This is a genomic window from Thalassoglobus polymorphus (genome assembly GCF_007744255.1).
Classification (GTDB): Bacteria; Planctomycetota; Planctomycetia; order Planctomycetales; family Planctomycetaceae; genus Thalassoglobus; species Thalassoglobus polymorphus.
Map to the genome: position 1 here is coordinate 3,595,192 of NZ_CP036267.1, position 17,522 is coordinate 3,612,713.

Genomic DNA, 17,522 nt, shown 5'->3' on the forward strand with positions numbered 1-17,522 from the left:
AGGCCCCGAATATACGAAAATCCGACTGCACAAAACATCGTGCAACCGGATTCGATTGTCAAATTGCAACCAACAAGCTTAACCGTCGAGTTTGCTACCGATGAACTTGCAAAGCATGTCAACAGTATACAAGTTTTGAACGTTTTCGACTTTTGGATCTTCCGCAAACTTATCGATGTCCGCGTGAGGAAGTTTTGTTCGCATCGCGGCGATTCCCTCAGCGTTGATTTTGCCGTCTTCGACATACCCGGCATCGGCGGACATCAGATCTTCGGGGAAAAGTTCCGCACGAGGAATCTTGAGTTCGAATGCTTTTTCCAAGCGGAAAACAATGTCCAGAAAGTCGATGGACTCTGCTCCAAGGTCACCGACAAGAGTTGCCTCTGGAGTCACTTCGTCGTCATCGACGCCAAGTGCGTCTTCCAGAACCTCTTGAATTTTTTCGAAGATTTCTTCTTGATCAGCCATTTCCACGAGCTCCGATAGTAAGTTGTTGAGAGTCAGTCATGACGTGATGACCGATGTTACCCACAAGGTGATCGACGTCGATGTTCTCTCGTAAATCAAGTCTGTTGATTCGAAACAATTCCGAATCTCTCCTCACCGACAAATCCAACCATGTCTATTCGATGACGACGGTGAGGAACGTCACGAACTTCATCACAGTATGAAGAATGAAAAGTGTATGAAAAATTAAAACCGGATGAATATTGAAAACTGAAACGATTCTGTCACTCGAGCAGTTTGCTCTACCGTGTGTCCGTGGAGAACGCATTTCTCTAGTGAAAATGCTGTTCGCCATGAGGCAGATCCTGCAAACCAATTCAAAAGATGCTCTAGTATCGACTATTTAACTGTCACGTCCCAGAGAGAGAACTCAACCGAAAGCGGAATTTCTTCCCAATCGGCTATTTTACCGGTTCGTCTCAACACAACTTTTGAGAGCGACACATTTGATTGAGTCAATTTTCGCTAAGTCCGGCATTGCTTGCAATATCGGTCTCAATGAAGCATTTCTCTGACGAATTTTAGAAACCACCTAAAGTCAGGCCACCATCGACAGTCAAGACGTGTCCGGTAATGTAGCTGGCTTCATCACTCGCCAGGAAGAGGACTGCATTAGCAATATCTTCCGGCAAACCAAGACGGCGAACCGAGATTCGCTTCTTAATTTCACCTTCAGCGGCATTTCTGACCGCTTCGGTCATGTCTGTCTCGATAAATCCGGGAGCAACTGCGTTCACAGTCACGTTTCGACGTCCGACTTCTGTTGCGAGGCAGCGAGTCAGTCCCTGAATTCCGCCTTTACTGGCTGCATAATTGACTTGTCCCTGATTTCCAAATTCCGCAGCCACACTGGAAATATTGACAATTCGTCCGTATCGCTGGGACATCATTTGTCGCATGACTGATTGTGCGAAGTTGTAAACGCCGGTCAGGTTCGTGTCGATCACGCTTTGCCAGGCATCTTTTTCCATGATGGCGAGCAGACCGTCATTGATGATTCCGGCATTGTTCACGAGGATGTCGAGTCGTTCCCACTTATTGACGACCTCTTCAACAATGCGTTCTGCATCTTCCTTACTTGAGACATCACCTTGAATTGCGAGAACTTCGAGACCAGTTTCTGAGAGTTCGGAGACCATCGCGTCCGCCGATTCTTTACTGGAACGGTAGACAAAGGCAACTTTTGCGCCAGCTTTAGCAAGTGTTTCGACGATGCTTTTGCCAATTCCACGGCTTCCACCAGTGACTAGAGCAACGCGCCCCTCTAAATTTAACATAACAGTCTTTCAAATCTTTTGAGGTTCTGCGATGGCTCCCATCGCCGTAATTTGTCTTTCCAAATCCACAAACATCGGATGGTATTTCGAGTCTCGTGCCACTTTCACTGAATTGAAAAACTAAGATTTCGCAGATTCAGCCTGTGGATAAAGCACATTGAAGAGAGTTTTGATCGATTCCGTTTGAACTGCATCTCCCGAGGCTATACTCGGGTATTCATCGGCTAAATTGAACTGCTTCAGAATCAACTTCGCTGTGATAACGTTCGTTTCACCGACATTTCCGCTCGCTTTGAACGTCCAGGTCGATTCGTCGTTTTTCTTCTGCAGCTTGCTTTGAATGGTGATCGTATCACCCGGCTTTACGAAGCTGTTGAATTTCACAGCCTTTGCTTCGTCCAATAAAACCGTGCTGTAGCGAAAGTCTTCGGAATACCGCATCAACCACGCACTGGTTTGCACAAGAGCTTCCACCATGAGAACCCCTGGCATCACAGGAAATCCAGGAAAGTGATCCTGCAGGTATTCCTCAGCCAAAGTCAGGTTCTTGGCAGCTGTGATCGACTCACCTGCCTTGAGTTCAGTAATTTGGTCAATCAGTGAAAACCGCATTTGCTGCTTTACAATTATGGGAATCCAGAAGAACAATACATCCTGACCAAGAGGTGGAAAGACTTCCATTCATAAAGAAATTCCTCCATGCTTGGTGAGTCGAGTCTGCGCGCAACTACACCGAACACGCCTCCCAGCGATTTCGTCACTATAGAAAACCGATTCAACAGTGACAACCACTTTCAAGTGTTCAAACGACTCTCATTGACAATTTCTCGCGGGTGAGACGGCAAGATTTGACAATTCGTTAGTAAATGCTCATTGTAAAGAGCTCGCCCACATTCACAAACTCTTTGCACCTCTCCGAACTGGAATCATCTCTACGTTTGAGAGCTCAAATCATTGAGAGGTTCAGCGTTTGCGAAACCAGTTTCAGGTTTATTGCATCAGTTCAATTCGTTTGGGATTCTCATGACTTCAACGACACTTCATCGCCGTCGGTTTTTACAAACAACTGCCGCCATCGGGGCATCAGCCTTGTTGCCATCTCTCGGGTTGGCGGCTGATAAAAGCCCACTTTTCAAGATCTCTGTCGCGCAGTGGTCACTTCATAAGGCTCTCTTTGCCAAGAAAATTGACAACCTCGACTTTGCCCAGATTGCAAAAGACGAATTTGACATCGATGCCATCGAATACGTGAACCAGTTCTTCAAGGATAAAGCTAAAGACAAGAAGTATCTCGCTGAAATGCACAAACGGGCGGCTGATCATGGGGTGAACAGCCTGCTGATCATGGTTGACGGAGAAGGTCAACTGGGAGCCCGAGAGAAAGCGAAACGTGCGCAAACAGTTGAAAACCACAAGAAATGGGTCGAAGCTGCAGCGAACCTGGGATGTCATGCAATTCGAGTCAACGCAGCCAGTAGTGGAACTTACGAAGAGCAAATTGAGTTGGCTGCCGACGGTTTAAATCAATTGACACAATACGCATCGACGTACCAGCTAAGAGTGATCGTTGAAAACCATGGCGGATATTCTTCGGACGGAGCATGGCTTGCAGAAGTGATGAGGCGAGTCAATCACCCGCACTGCGGAACTCTCCCAGACTTCGGCAACTTCAGAGTCAGAGGGAATTCATGGTATGACCGCTACGAAGGTGTGAAAGAGTTGATGCCATACGCCCACGCGGTGAGTGCCAAGTCCCATGATTTCGACGAGAATGGAAATGAAACGCGAACCGACTACAACCGCATGATGGACATCGTTCTCGATGCGGGATACCGAGGGTATGTCGGAATCGAGTACGAAGGTTCTGCCCTGGATGAGTATGCAGGAATCAAAGCAACCAAGAAACTCCTTGAACGGACACGCAACGAACTGACAAAAGTCTATGGTTAAGCTCTACGCAGGAGTCGATGTTGGCGGCACATCGATCAAGTGCGCGCTGGGAACAAGTGACGGGACGCTCCTCAAAGAGGGAGCGATTCCCACAGACTCGCATGAAGGGCCGGATGATGTTCTGCGCCGCATCGGGGAACACATTAACGCACTTGTCAGAGAAGTGGGCGGAGATTCCGTGACAGCGCTCGGGATGGGATTGCCCGGCTTGGTAGACGTGCATCAAGGCATTACGCGATACCTTCCGAACATGACGACTCATTGGCGAGACGTTCCCGCAGCTGCAAAACTTTCAGCGATTGTCGATTGTCCCGTTCGGCTGTTAAACGATGTGCGAACTGCTACTCTCGGCGAACTCACATTCGGGCGAGGAAAGTCCGTGGACACGATGGCTTTCATCGCAATCGGAACCGGCATCGGCGGCGGCATTGTGATCGATGGGAAACTGCGACTGGGACCGATGGGAGCAGCAGGCGAAATCGGACATCAAACAATTGACCGGACCGGTCCGTTGTGTGGATGTGGAAACCATGGTTGCCTCGAAACACTGGCAAGTGGAACGGCATTGACCGCTGAAGGTGTTCGTTTAATGTTGATGGGGCTCGCTCCCAATTTGCATGAGCTCGTCGATGGCGATCCGGGTGAGATTTCCGTTGAACTCATGGGACAAGTCGCAAACCAGGATGATCCCGTACGCGATGCAATCCTCAACGCCGCAGCTGACATTGCCATCGGTGTCGCCAACATCATCACGACAATTCACCCGGAACTGATCGTCATAGGTGGAGGTGTCGCGAATCTGGGGGCACTCCTTCTTGATCGGATTCGTCAAGATGTTGAAGACCGAGTGGGACGCCTGTTCCCCGTTGACGACATCCGCATCGAGCGTTCACTACTGAAAGAAAAAGCTGGCGTGCTTGGTGCTGTTGCCTTGGGAATTCATGGGCTTCCAGCTTGATCCCCGGAAATATTCGTCGAACTTTAGAGACGTCTGACAATTCGGACTGTCGAGTAGGCGCAGAGCGAGTGGGTCTCCTAGAATGCCCACCTGAAATCAACACTTGAACATATTTCCTCGGCAATCAATTTTCTTAGGTTGCTGAGACGCAACTTGAAATGAAGAGGTTGTCGATGATTCGGACACTTTTTTTGTCGCTGGTGATGACCGGTCTCCTATGGGGGACCACTCATGCTCAGGAAGAGGGATTCCGTCCAATCTTTGATGGAGAATCTCTCGCTGGCTGGAAAGGTGAAGAAGGTCGATGGGTCGTCAAGGATGGAGCGATCGTCGGTGAAACGACACCAGAAACCCCGCTAGATCACAACACATTTCTTGTTTGGGATCAGGGCGAAGTCGATGACTTCGAACTCCGGTTGCAGTTTCGAATTTCCGGGTCAGACAAAGCCAACAGTGGCATTCAGTTCCGTGGATCTCAACGTGAAGATGGTCACGTCATCGGCTATCAGGCCGACATCGACATCGCTGGAGCCTGGATCGGCTCACTGTACGATGAAGCAACAGGCCGAGGACCTCTCGCAAAACGAGGAAACAAATCGGTCATTGGCGAGGATGGAAAACCGCAACCAGAGCAAGTTGCGGATCCGGCTGAACTCTTCAAAAAAATTGACCTCGATGGCTGGAACGAATACTCGATCACCGCACGTGGCAATCACATCACATTGAAAATCAATGGCGATGTCACAGCTGAAGTTCTTGACAATGATCCAAATGGACTGGATCGCTCCGGGATTCTGGCATTGCAACTGCATACCGGCCCGCCGATGAAAATCGAATTCAAGAACATTCGCTTAAAGCGATTCCCCTTGAAAGATGGTTGGAAGAAAGTTGTCTTCGTCGCGGGAACTCCCAGCCACGGATACTTCTCACACGAACACAACGCCGGTTGTAAATTACTCGCGAAAAAGCTGACTGAATCTGGGCAAAAAATCATTTCAACAGTCTACACCAACGGCTGGCCGAAAGATCCGACAGCCTTCGACAATGCCGATACTGTTGTCTCGTACTGTGATGGCGGCGGCCGGCATTATCTCAACAACAACCTGGAACAGTTTCAACATCTGGTCGATGAGCGCGGTGTCGGACTGGTTTGTCTTCACTACGCAGTCGAAACCGTCACCGGCGATCCCGGAAACAGTTTCCTGAAATGGATTGGTGGGTTCTTCGAAGTTGACTGGTCTGTCAATCCCCACTGGGTTGCGAAGTTTGACAAGCTTCCGGACCACCCGATCACCAATGGTGTCGAGCCATTTGAAATCAGAGATGAGTGGTATTACCACATGCGATTCGTTTCGGACATGAAAGGGGTCACTCCCATCCTGAGCGACTTACCACCGCGCGAAAGTTTGAATCGTCCAGATGGACACCACTCCGGAAATCCACATGTCCGGGCTGCTGTGATGGAACGCAAAGAGCCTCAACATGTCGCTTGGGCGTATGACCGCCCAGATGGAAAAGGTCGCGGCTTCGGTTTCACTGGGGGGCACTTCCATAAAAACTGGGCGAACGACAGTTTCCGGAAAGTTGTCTTAAACGCCATCCTCTGGACAGCCAACGCAGACGTTCCAGAAGAGGGAGTCAACTCGCCAACACCAACACAAGAAGAATTGGAAGCCAACCAAGACTTTCCGAAACCCGGAGCGAAGAAAAAGTCGGCAAACAGCAAAACGACAAACAGCAACAAATCCAAAAGTGCTCCCGCAGATAAATTATCTGGCACAGGGACCAAGCCAGTGGCCTCATCGAAGATTCTGACTTCGAAAACTCCGGGGCATGCCGAAACAATCGAAGCGGATATCACAGGTGCCAAGAAACTTTTCCTCGTCGTCACTGATGGCGGAAACGGTTTCAGTTGCGATTGGGCGGACTGGGCAGAACCTCGGTTGACTCATCCGAACAAGTCCAAACAGGCTCGTGCTGAGAGCGACAAAAACGTTGAAGTTGCAGCTGATGATGAAGTTGCGATGGACCTCACAACTCTCAAATGGGCGTCAGCAGTCAGCGACTGGGGAAAGGTTCAGGTCGGTAAAAACGCTGGAGGTGGGGCTCTCAAGATCAATGGAAAAGCAGTCTCGACCGGCATTGGCGTTCATGCGAATTCGATTATTGAATACAACCTGCCTGAAGGACACAAGTTCACAAAATTCAAATCCCGCGTCGGTCTTGATAACGGCGGAACCGACCAGGCAGGCGGAGCAAGTTCGAGCGTCCAGTTTCACGTCTTTACCGAACGACCGAGCAAGAGTTTTCTCGCGCAGGTCTCTGGAGGTGGAACTTCTGTCGCCGCCGCAAGTCACGAATCTGGTGATGCTGTCGAACAATTAAAAGTTCACGATCAGCTGGAAGCAACACTCTTCGCTTCCGAGCCGATGATGTCAAACCCGGCCTCGATCGACATCGATCACCTCGGACGAGTCTGGGTTTGCGAGGCGATTAATTATCGTGCTTTTCGCAATAAAGACATCATTGGAGATCGTCCTGAAGGAGATCGCATCCTGGTTCTCGAAGACACAAACGGCGACGCGAAAGCAGATAAATCGACAGTCTTCTATCAAGGCCACGATGTCGACTCTGCTCACGGAATTCTGATCCTCCCAACGACCAACGGCAAAGGGCTTCGCGCACTTGTTTCTGCGTTGGACTCAGTCTTCTTTCTGATTGATGACGATGGAGATTTAAAATCGGATCGCAAGGAAATTCTTTTCACTGGAATTTCAGGCGCGCAACATGATCACGGAATTCATGCCTTTCATTTCGGCCCAGACGGCAAGCTCTATTTCAACTTTGGAAACGCTGGAAAGCAGATCAAAGACAAAGAGGGCAAACCGATCATTGACCTCGCCGGGAATGAAGTCAACGATTCTCGCAAACCGTATCAAGAGGGGATGGTCTTCCGCTGCAATCTCGATGGCAGCGAGTTTGAAACGCTCGGTTGGAACTTCCGAAACAACTGGGAAGTCTGTGTCGATTCATTCGGGACAATGTGGCAATCTGACAACGATGACGACGGCAATCGTGGAGTCCGCATCAACTATGTCATGGAATATGGCAATTACGGATATAAGGACGAATTCACAGGAGCAGGCTGGAAGGAACCGCGTACTGGCTGGGAAGAGGAAATTCCTCTTCGCCACTGGCACTTGAACGACCCGGGTGTTGTGCCGAATCTGTTGCAAACCGGACAAGGTGCACCGACGGGAATCTGTTTGTACGAAGGAGAATTGCTGCCGGAAATTTTCCACGGTCAGCCGATCCACTGTGACGCAGGACCAAACATTTGCCGAGCATACATCACCAAGCGAGACGGTGCCGGATACACCGCAGAAGCAGTCGATATCCTCGACGGAGCTTCCAATAAATGGTTCCGACCTTCGGATGTTTGTGTCGCTCCAGATGGTTCCATCCTCGTCGCAGACTGGTACGACCCCGGAGTTGGCGGACACCGAATGCAGGATGCAAAACGTGGCCGAATTTTTCGGGTGGTCCCCAAAGGAAAAGATCTCGCGAACAAATATTCGTCTTCGAAGATCGACGTTTCAACGCCTGAAGGTGCTGTAATAGCGCTCAGTTCACCCAACATGTCTCGACGTTATCTCGGCTGGACTGCCCTCATGGAAATGGGACAAGATGCCTTGCCAGCATTGAAGGTCATGTTGGAGTCAGACAAGCCTTACCTGAGAGCACGCGCCTTATGGGCCATCGGAAAGCTGAACATTAATACTGATGAGCGTTTGGCTTTCATTCTGGCTGCGATGAATGACAACGAAAATCTGGATCAACAAATCACAGCGGCCCGTTTGGCCCGTCAACTTCTGAGTGAAATTCCGGTCGATCAATACACCGGAAAAGTCACGATTGACGAACTGAATCTTGCCTTGGCCCGTGAAGTCTTGATTTCAATGCGGGCTGCTGAGTTACCTGATGAACCGGAACTCTGGGCTAAACTCGCTTCGAAATATGACGGCAAGGACCGATGGTATCTTGAGGCCTTGGGTATTGCGGCAAATGGACAATGGGACGAATGTCTTTCCAAGTGGCTCGACAACGGAGGCGATCCGACCTCGCCAGCGGGCCGCGAGATTGTCTGGAGATCCCGTGCAAGCCGGACTCCTGAACTTCTCGCTGATCTTATCACCAATCCCAACACACCAACGGGCGATTTGCCGCGTCTCTTCCGGTCACTCGACTTCCAAAACAGTGTTGCCAAACAAGATGTCGTTTTAGACCTTGCCTTCAAAGAAATTTCCGGTGTCGACGCAAAAGATATCGCCTTTATCCATGCAGAAGCACTCAACCGCCTGAAGGGTTTTGATCTCGAATCAAAACCGAAATACATGGCAGCCTTGAAGACCACTTTGGACGCCAACGAAGGAACGACGCAATTCATCCAACTCGTCGACAAATTCAACGTGACAGACCGTTACCCGGCTCTGCTGAAAATAGCGCTGGCGAATCCGAATTCGCAAATCGCCGTCGAAGCAGTCACTACGCTGTACAATAAGAAGCAACATAAACTGATCAGAGAATCTCTGGCGAGCGACAATCGTGAAGTGGTCGAGAAGACACTTGCAGCTCTTTCGACAGCTGCGAGTGGGCACAGCAATGGCCCATTGTTAGAAGTCGTTAAGGATGGATCACGACCGATTTGGGCACGCCGTGGCGCGGTGAAAGCACTCGGAGCTTCCCTCCCAGGAGCCAAGGCACTTCTGAAAATGGCTCAGGAGAATGAGTACTCCCCTCAAATCAAGGATGCCGTCGCAGTCACCCTCAACGGCTCACGATGGAAAATCATCAATGAGCCTGCCTCGAAACTCTTCCCACCACCTCCGGGAAAAGAAAACAAGCCGATTCCTGCGATTTCGCAGCTCATTGAAATGAAAGGAAACTCGTCAAACGGACGAGTGATTTTCAACACCACCGGAACATGTAACAAATGTCACAAGGTGAATGGAATCGGCCAGGAAGTTGGCCCGGACCTTTCAGAAATCGGAAAGAAGCTGAGCCGCCCTGCATTATTTGAATCGATCCTGTACCCTTCAGCCGGAATCAGCCACAACTACGAAAACTGGTTGGTCGTCACCGACGAGGGACTGAGCTTCAGTGGTCTGCTGGTGAGTGAGACTGACGAGGAAATCAAAATCAAAGATGAAAAAGGAATCGTCCGGACCATCAAAACATCTGCAGTGGAGGCGAAGAAGAAGCAAGACATTTCCCTCATGCCTGCTGATTTACAAAAACTGATCACCGTTCAGGAACTGGTTGATACAGTTGAGTACCTTCAGTCGTTGAAGGAGAAACAGTAGGGCTTCAATTCCCGCAGTCGTTCTTAACGTTTCAAAAACTCTTTCACCCCACACATGCTGTGCGGGGTGAATCGCTTCTCTAATTATTCAAGGAAGATAACGCCTCCATGATTCGGAAAATCTCAGGGAAATTATGTGACCTACGCGATCAGGGAGCCACAATTGAAGTCGGAGCTTTCGAATACGAAGTTCTGATTCCGGAATTTGTCCGCAGGCAGCTACAAAGCAAGATGGACGAAGACGTCACGTTGATGACAATTCATTACATCGACGGGAACCCGCAAAAAGGTCGTCTCACTCCTCGACTCGTCGGCTTTCTCCATCAGGCAGAGCGAGAATTCTTCGAACTGATCTGTCAGGTCGATGGAGTCGGTGTGAAGAAGGCACTGCAGGCAATGGTCCGACCGGTTCAAGAAGTCGCCATCGCAATCGAAGAACAGGATTCCAAACAGCTGAGCACACTCCCCGGCATTGGACCGGCAGTCGCAGAGAGAATCATCGCGAAGTTGCGTCGCAAGATGGCCAAATTCGCACTGCTTGTCGATCAGGAAGGTCCGGGAGAAAAACGGGGCGACCGAGACTTGCTCAACGAAACTTTCGAAGCTCTTCTGGCACTTGGACACTCACAAAGCGACGCCCGAGAAAAAATCGAAAAGGCGTCTTCATCCAGGAAAACCAAATTCAAATCAGTCGAAGATGTGCTTCAGTTCATCTATACACAGCAGCGACCTGAAGACGCTTAAAGATGCAACATGTCGAAGTTCCTCACAAACCATGGGGAACTTCGACAACTTCAAAATCGCCAGCAAGAACATTTCCAATGTTTTTCTTGTCCGCGAAGTACGTTTTGACACGTCCAGACGCTGATGCCACGAGACAGTAGTGCTAAGACGGATTTTAGATTTGCTTTAGTTGACTGACATCCTCTCCCATCACAGCGTCTCTCCCATCACAGCGTCTCTCCCATCACAGCGTCTCTCCCATCACAGCGTCTCTCTTTGAAGCAGCTTGGTCTTTCAGATCCTGATGGAGGCTGCTTTTCATGCGGAAAATTGTACACTTCCACGAGGCAGGAACGCGCACATTTTTCAAAGAGAGAATTGATCCTGTCGTAGCAGGCGGCCCCGAACCTTTACTCGCGTTGTTGGATGAACACGAACGTTCCTTTTTTATTCGACGTTGCGATATCGAGTAGTCCGTCGCCATTGATATCGGCAACGTCGAATTGAGTTCCGATGCCGGAGTTGTCGTCGATCTGGTGTCTCGTCCAAACCGGTTTGCCATTCTCTCGTTTGAGCTCATACCAGAAGACAACAGCAGGTTCATTTCCGCCCGGGTCTTTCCCACCATGAGCCCAGTGTCGTTTCCCGGTCACGAAATCGGGCAGACCATCCCCATTGATATCCGCCAGCATCAACGCATGCGTCTGCGAAAAGTCTTCTGAGATAAGATGGGTCTCCCACTCAACACCTTTCGGCTTCCCTTCACCTGCAGTCTCTACTCTCTTTTGCTCATGCCACCAAATTCCGTAACGGTGAGCGGACGATGTCAAAACATCGTTGTCTCCGTCCCCATCGAAGTCGTAGACATACATTTGCGCACATGCTTCTCCGAATGGAGCGGGATGCCATTCCCAAGGCTGATCATCTGAGTCATCTGCAGGAGCTTCCCACCAGCCGGAGGTGGTTAAGATGTCATTCCGTCCGTCACCGTTGATATCGCCAGCTCCGACTCCGTGTGAGAAGCGATCTGTTCCGGGAGCACCAGGACCGGAGATCGCGTTGATCTTCCACTCGGCTGTCGGCAAGTCCTTCGGAGTCGCAAAGCCCATAATCTTTTGATCGAAACCACACAGCAACTCACGCACGCCGTCTCCATTGATATCTAATAGCTGCGGACTCTCATTATTGGTCACTGGTGTCAACTGATGTCGCTTCCAGGCTGTCTCCTCTTTGGTTTGTCCAGGATTTTCGAACCACCACGTCGGCTTTCCCGGAAAATCGACAACAACAAGGTCCAGCCAACCGTCGCCGTTCACATCCATCGCAAAGTTGCAGAATGTATTACTGTAGCCCTTGGGGTCAAATTCCTGCTTAGGGACAGTAATCGAATACGGTTGCGGATGAACAAACTGGCCACTTCCAGTTTTCAAAGAGAGTTTTTGCTCTACAGCATCAGTGCTGATACCGACCTGGCTGCTACGATTTTTGAATGGAGATTGTAGCGGGAACCAAACCGACCCGGCTGCGACATCCATGTGTCCATCTTTATTGAAATCTGCAATCGCGCAACCTTCGCTTCGGAAAACGTCATCGAGTTGAATTTTCTTCCAACTGATTTTTTGACCTTCCTCCAATGGAACGGAACTCGGCCAACCACTCGCAGGTGAACCAGCGGCGGGAAATGGTGGAAGCGGATCGAGGAGTTTGATCTCTAAATTACGGAAGCGAACTTCCATCGGATCGCCGGAGTGCAGTTGGACTGCAATTTGTCCGGAGAGTTGCCCCGCATCGTCAACGAGGTCCACAACCTGTTTGCCGTTGAAGAAAATTTGCACTCGGTGTCCGACCGCCCGAATCCGGTACGAGTTCCAGTCACCTTTCTTCACAAGCTTCGAGTTGTCGTTTTTAACGAGTAATCCTCGAGCAGATTCTTCGTAGAGTTTGCCCCACCAACCTTGACCGATATCTGCCTGGTACCCGCGCATCTCTCCATCGGGAAGCGGGACAGACCGGAATTGAATCCCACTATTTCCGTTGTTGGGTTCAAGTTTCACTTCGCAGGAAAACTCAAAGTTATCGAAGAGCATTTCACTAACGAGAAAGGCGTTGTGCTTGAGTCCTTTGGAGCGACCAACGATCTCGCCGTTCTCGACATTCCAAAGTTTTTGGTCTTCTTCCCGAGTTGCTCGCCAGTCATCCAGATTTTTGGCATTGTAAAATCGATTCAAATTTTCTTCGCGAGCTGCCATCGGCACTTGGCGTGTCCCGGAGAGATAGGCGATCAGCGACCGGGCTTCATGATCGCTGAATGGTTTCAGCAGGTCGTCCGGCATCATTGATTGCTCACTTTGCTTCCGAGCTTCAATTTCGTTGACCGGAACCTGCACGAGTTCGTTGGTCGTTTGAATGGTGACCAGTGAACTTGTTTCTTCCTTAATGATCCCTGTGATGACGCGGCCCGAGTCCGTGACGATGACCGCGGGTTGATACTCTTTTGCCATGACAGCGGATGGATCGAGAATGTTCGTCAGCAGATAGTTGTGATCCTTGCGATTCGCTCCGGTGATATCCGGCCCCACTTTGCTGCCGACTCCGTAGAGAGTGTGGCACTGTTGGCAAGTCTTCGCAAAGATGGCCCGCCCCAAGTGAACATCAGGCTTTGCGTGTGAGTCGGAATTGACCAAGCCAAGATATTTCTCAATCAGCTTCTTGCGGTCAACATCGCTCTCACGGACAACTCCCCAAACTTTGTTAAGCAACTCAGTGACTTCAGGGTCATCGAGATTTCTAAGTTGACGGATCAAATCGGCTGAAAGGTCTTTCCGAGGGACTGCCCCCGATTCGGCAGCTGTGAGGAGTTCGATGGCATAATTCGCCCGACTGGCGAGCGCGTTACGGGCGTCGGTTTGTTCGCCAGCGTTGAGTGTCTTGTAATTCGCAACGATTGCTTTTGCGATGGCAGAATCGTTGATCGTAGCTGCGGCCCGGAGTGCCTCGGCTCTCAGAGTTGTTCCGGTGAGAAGCTGAGAAATAATTCCTGCCAGATTTTCAGACTCGTTCTCAACGAGGAAACTAAAGATGACTTTGCGTTCTTCATACGCTCCCGCTTCATCAACGACGATCTCTTCCAGCTTTTGCTGAGCCTCTTGATCCCCGAATTTCGCACCGAGTCCGAGAGCGTAAAGATAGACATCAAAATTCGCTGCTGTCGTCTTCGGTTTCGAAAGTTTCTCGAAGATTTCCGCCCACTTCGCGGGAGCTTTGACCGTCTTTTGCCCTGCGAGGGAGCTGCGAATCCCTTTCAGGAACGTCAGGCGAACGTCGTCGGTTTTGGCTTCTGCAAGTCCATCAACAAGTAGCTTTATCGCCTCTTCCGGTTTCCCGCTGCCGAGTCGACGGACCATGTACTCACGCAGAATCGGAATGTTTTCGCCAGCAGTCATGGCGAGTGCCAATGCTCGCTGTGGGTCGACATCTGCCAACGGCTCCATCGCGTACCAGTACATGAGCGGCAGGTTGTGGTCGGTTGCGTCCTCTGGATACGACGTCAGGGTCTCTAGTGTCTGCCACCGATATTCAACGTCTGTTTTCTGTAGCAATGATGCAATCTGTAACCGCACAGGTTGTGTTGATTGCGGATCAATTGCCAATGAGTAAAGAAACTGAATTCCGCGCGGACTTGTCAGGGCTTCAGGAGAGAGCAGCCGTAGAGCGGAGAGGACGCCTCTCGCACCTATTATTTCGAAATTTTGGCGAGCGACAGATCTCGGGTTATCAGTGTATGCGACAGGGTTTTCTTCGTAATCTTCTTCACCAAAAAGTGAATCAGCTAATCTGTAAACTCGGAATGCACTCTCCGAGTTGGGTATCAACCGATCTACTGGAATATCTTCTGGAAGGTAAGACTCATCTGCAACTCGTTCTTTTAGGATTCGATTTGCATGTCGAACGTACCATTCGTTTTCACTGTCGAGTGCTAGATAGACAAGGTCTTCCGTCGACACATCCTTCAAGTTCACTTTCACCGGTTGAGAGTTCCCATAGCTCACGCGAAAGACTCTGCCGTTGCTGCGGTCGTGGGCTCCTTCTTCGCGGCGGTGGCACTGGTTCTGGTCGTACCAGTCGATGCAGTACATTTGCCCATCGGGTCCGTAGGTCATGTAGATCATTTGCGACCATTTGTCGCGGGTCAGCAGGAAGTCGGGATTGCGAACGCCGACGTAGCCAGAGCCTTCAGGAATCAGCTCATCGACATTGATTCGATTCCCATGAATATTGTTCATGAAGAGTTTGCCGTGGTACTCCTCCGGCCAGCCTTGTTGCTTTGTATTCTTCGGAATGCTCCAGCCCGGTTTGTCGGCGTACTTCCGCAAGATTTCCCATTCAGGAGCTTCTTTGCCTTCGCGACCACCGAGGTAAATCATCGCCCCAGCGTGAGCATGTCCGCCGCCGAGGTCATCGGATCGGGCGCGATCGTTGTTGTTCCATTGGTTGCCAACAAAGTGCCGATGCTTAGCGATGGTTTTGATATCGTCGTAAGTGTGCGGGTTGAAGTGTTGCCCTCCTTGCCGCTGATATCTTGCACCGGGGATAATGTGAAACAGGTGCGGAATCACACAGGCCGTAATAAATGCGTCTCCAGACTCATTGAAGTCGAGCCCCCAGGGATTACTGGTTCCTTCAGCGTAAACTTCGAAGATGTGCCTCGTCGGGTGATATCTCCAGACACCGGCATTGAGACCGATTCGCTGGTCGTCCGGTGTCCCCGGTTTGCCGACTTTGGAATGTGTAAAGACCCCATGACACCCATACAACCACCCATCCGGTCCCCAAATGAAAGCGTTGAGCGTTTCGTGAGTATCTTGATAACCGAATCCGTCAAGAAGTACTGTTGCACCGGTCGGGACATCGCCGGGGAACCGTAATTTCGCCTCGGTTGAATCACCCGAGGCGAAATGGGCCTCTTTTGCGAGTTTAGGATCTGTTTCATCGGGAACATCATCCCCATCACGATCCGGGATGAACATCAAATACGGTGCGGCCCCCACAAAAACACCGCCGAATCCGAGTTCGATGCCGCTGACGAGGTTCAAGCCTTCGATGAAGACTTTTCGCGAATCGAAGACTCCGTCGAGCGTTGTATCTTCGAGAATGATGATCCGGTCGCGACCTTTGCCTTCTTTAGCCCGGATCGGATATTCATATGCTTCCGCAACCCAGAGTCGTCCGCGGTCATCAATTGCCATTGCGATGGGTTGCATGACGTCCGGCTCCTCCGCTGCGAGTTGAACCTTGAAGCCATCGGGAACAATCATCTTCTCAGCGGCTTCTTGCCCGGAAAGATTTTCAAATGGGTAGAGTTCTCCCAGCTGAATTTGTGGAACGGGCGTGATGACCGGAAGTTTGAATTTCGGGCGTTTCTCGTGCAGCCGGAAGTCATCAAAGTTGACGTGCCCCCAACCGCCAGAATGCTGATCAACGATGCGGATGAAAATTTCCTTGCCTGCATAAGCAGCCAGATTCACCACAACTGGCGACATCTCTTCAGCATTTCTCCCAGAGACCTTAAAGAAGACCTGCTTGTTGTCATTGCGAACAAGTTCAACACGTGTTGATTCGTGGTTCCCACCGCCGAGTAGAAAGCTGCACCAGTTTGCTGTCACTTTGAACGGAGAAGATGTGAGGACACCCTTGGGAGTGTCGCGATGGAATTCGTAGCCGCCGAGCCAATACTCACCAGTGTGTTGGCTTTTTCGATTGGCCCCATAAGGACGTTTGGGATCGATGTTTCCTTTGTGCGGTTGATCTTTCCAGGCATCGCCGGTCGCTGTCCAGTCTGTCAGGTCACCCGTTTCGAAGTTCAGATTCAGCTCGCGACCGTCAGCTGATTTTGGAAGCACGCCCGCTGAGTTTGCCGGTTCGTTGATCGATTGGGCGAAGAGAGCAGAACCGTTTACAAGGTATGCCAGCAGGCAAAGCATCAGGCCAGAGCGAAACATCAACATTTTCCAGATACAGGATATGAATTAACCACGGTTGATATTGAATCATGGAATGTCTCTAGGGAATCATCAAGCCTCTCTGCCCATATCGCGGATCAGGCATGGCAACAGATTGGACGACGATGATCTGAACGCCCTCCCGTTTTCCGAAATCTGGGAATACATTGAGAGAAGAGATGTTTTTCGAAATAGCTGAAAGAATCGCTGGATTTACTCAGAGTTGCGAACGAAGTAATAAATTCACTGATCGCGATAATTGTGTTGTAAGAATTTTCGAAAGAGAGGCCTTACAAATCGAAAATGTGGTCACCCAATTGGAGTCGTTGTTCATCGAGGAAGACGCACTTCGTTGTTAGAGATCGAGATTTCGAAGAAATCATAAAATCTGCCTGCAATCAAAAAAAAATTGTTGACATTCCGACCTAATACGAGAGAATCGATCTCGATGTACAAGTTCACTTTGATCCCCCTGCTAAGTTCCGACGCCGTCAATTTGCTAATCGAATGATTCGAAGTTCCAGACGTGCATCCCGCTCAAGAGTGGGTCGCTGAAGGTCGGGGCAGTTCAGACGCGGTAGTGTCAAACATGGGTAGTGGTTTATGGATATTGGGTAAAAGGTGTGCTTAAAGTGTGGTGTCTGTTTGTAATGTCATGAAAACAGACGAACTGTATAGTAATTCTGCGAAAAAGTTGCGGACTGAGACGGTGGCGTTCTCTCCCAACTTAGGCAGGCTCAAAATTC

Annotated in this window: 8 protein-coding genes; 4 read left to right on the forward strand and 4 right to left on the reverse strand. The window is 50.2% G+C overall.

Annotated elements, in window-relative coordinates:
* Positions 1-78: 78 nt before the first annotated feature.
* The 3 genes from Mal48_RS12905 to Mal48_RS12915 form a co-directional block, all read right to left on the reverse strand.
* Positions 79-468, reverse strand: coding sequence for an acyl carrier protein (locus Mal48_RS12905; RefSeq protein ID WP_145199960.1), 390 nt, complete (start codon positions 466-468; stop codon positions 79-81).
* 560 nt (positions 469-1,028) lie between these two features.
* Positions 1,029-1,784 (reverse strand): 3-oxoacyl-[acyl-carrier-protein] reductase, encoded by a 756-nt coding sequence (gene fabG / locus Mal48_RS12910; protein WP_145199963.1) that lies wholly within the window; start codon positions 1,782-1,784, stop codon positions 1,029-1,031.
* 120 nt (positions 1,785-1,904) lie between these two features.
* Positions 1,905-2,396 (reverse strand): 3-hydroxyacyl-ACP dehydratase FabZ family protein, encoded by a 492-nt coding sequence (locus Mal48_RS12915; protein WP_145199966.1) that lies wholly within the window; start codon positions 2,394-2,396, stop codon positions 1,905-1,907.
* 411 nt (positions 2,397-2,807) lie between these two features.
* On the opposite strand from Mal48_RS12915, the gene Mal48_RS12920 reads away from it, so the two are divergent.
* The 4 genes from Mal48_RS12920 (at position 2,808) to ruvA (ending at position 10,798) form a co-directional block, all read left to right on the forward strand.
* Positions 2,808-3,734, forward strand: a complete 927-nt coding sequence (locus Mal48_RS12920) for a sugar phosphate isomerase/epimerase family protein (protein WP_145199969.1) — start codon at positions 2,808-2,810, stop codon at positions 3,732-3,734.
* Entirely contained in the window at positions 3,727-4,692 is a 966-nt protein-coding gene (locus Mal48_RS12925; protein WP_145199972.1) for an ROK family protein, read from the forward strand. Before Mal48_RS12920 ends, Mal48_RS12925 begins: the two co-directional genes overlap by 8 nt.
* A 173-nt stretch (positions 4,693-4,865) precedes the next feature.
* Positions 4,866-10,055: a PVC-type heme-binding CxxCH protein gene (locus tag Mal48_RS12930; RefSeq protein WP_231739550.1), complete on the forward strand. Its 5,190-nt coding sequence runs from the start codon at positions 4,866-4,868 to the stop codon at positions 10,053-10,055.
* A gap of 107 nt (positions 10,056-10,162) precedes the next feature.
* A complete protein-coding gene (ruvA, locus tag Mal48_RS12935; protein WP_145199980.1) occupies positions 10,163-10,798 on the forward strand; it encodes a Holliday junction branch migration protein RuvA in 636 nt (211 codons plus the stop codon).
* 389 nt (positions 10,799-11,187) lie between these two features.
* Here ruvA and Mal48_RS12940 read toward each other — a convergent pair whose 3' ends face one another.
* On the reverse strand, positions 11,188-16,776 hold the full coding sequence (locus Mal48_RS12940; protein ID WP_197441679.1) for a PVC-type heme-binding CxxCH protein: 5,589 nt from the start codon (positions 16,774-16,776) through the stop codon (positions 11,188-11,190).
* Positions 16,777-17,522: the final 746 nt, after the last annotated feature.

Coding starts and splice junctions, on each gene's coding strand:
- Mal48_RS12930 (WP_231739550.1), top strand. CDS start 4,866: ATGATTCGGACACTTTTTTTGTCGCTGGTGATGACCGGTCTCCTATGG.
- Mal48_RS12925 (WP_145199972.1), top strand. CDS start 3,727: ATGGTTAAGCTCTACGCAGGAGTCGATGTTGGCGGCACATCGATCAAG.
- fabG (WP_145199963.1), bottom strand. CDS start 1,784: ATGTTAAATTTAGAGGGGCGCGTTGCTCTAGTCACTGGTGGAAGCCGT.
- ruvA (WP_145199980.1), top strand. CDS start 10,163: ATGATTCGGAAAATCTCAGGGAAATTATGTGACCTACGCGATCAGGGA.
- Mal48_RS12905 (WP_145199960.1), bottom strand. CDS start 468: ATGGCTGATCAAGAAGAAATCTTCGAAAAAATTCAAGAGGTTCTGGAA.
- Mal48_RS12940 (WP_197441679.1), bottom strand. CDS start 16,776: ATGTTTCGCTCTGGCCTGATGCTTTGCCTGCTGGCATACCTTGTAAAC.
- Mal48_RS12915 (WP_145199966.1), bottom strand. CDS start 2,396: ATGCGGTTTTCACTGATTGACCAAATTACTGAACTCAAGGCAGGTGAG.
- Mal48_RS12920 (WP_145199969.1), top strand. CDS start 2,808: ATGACTTCAACGACACTTCATCGCCGTCGGTTTTTACAAACAACTGCC.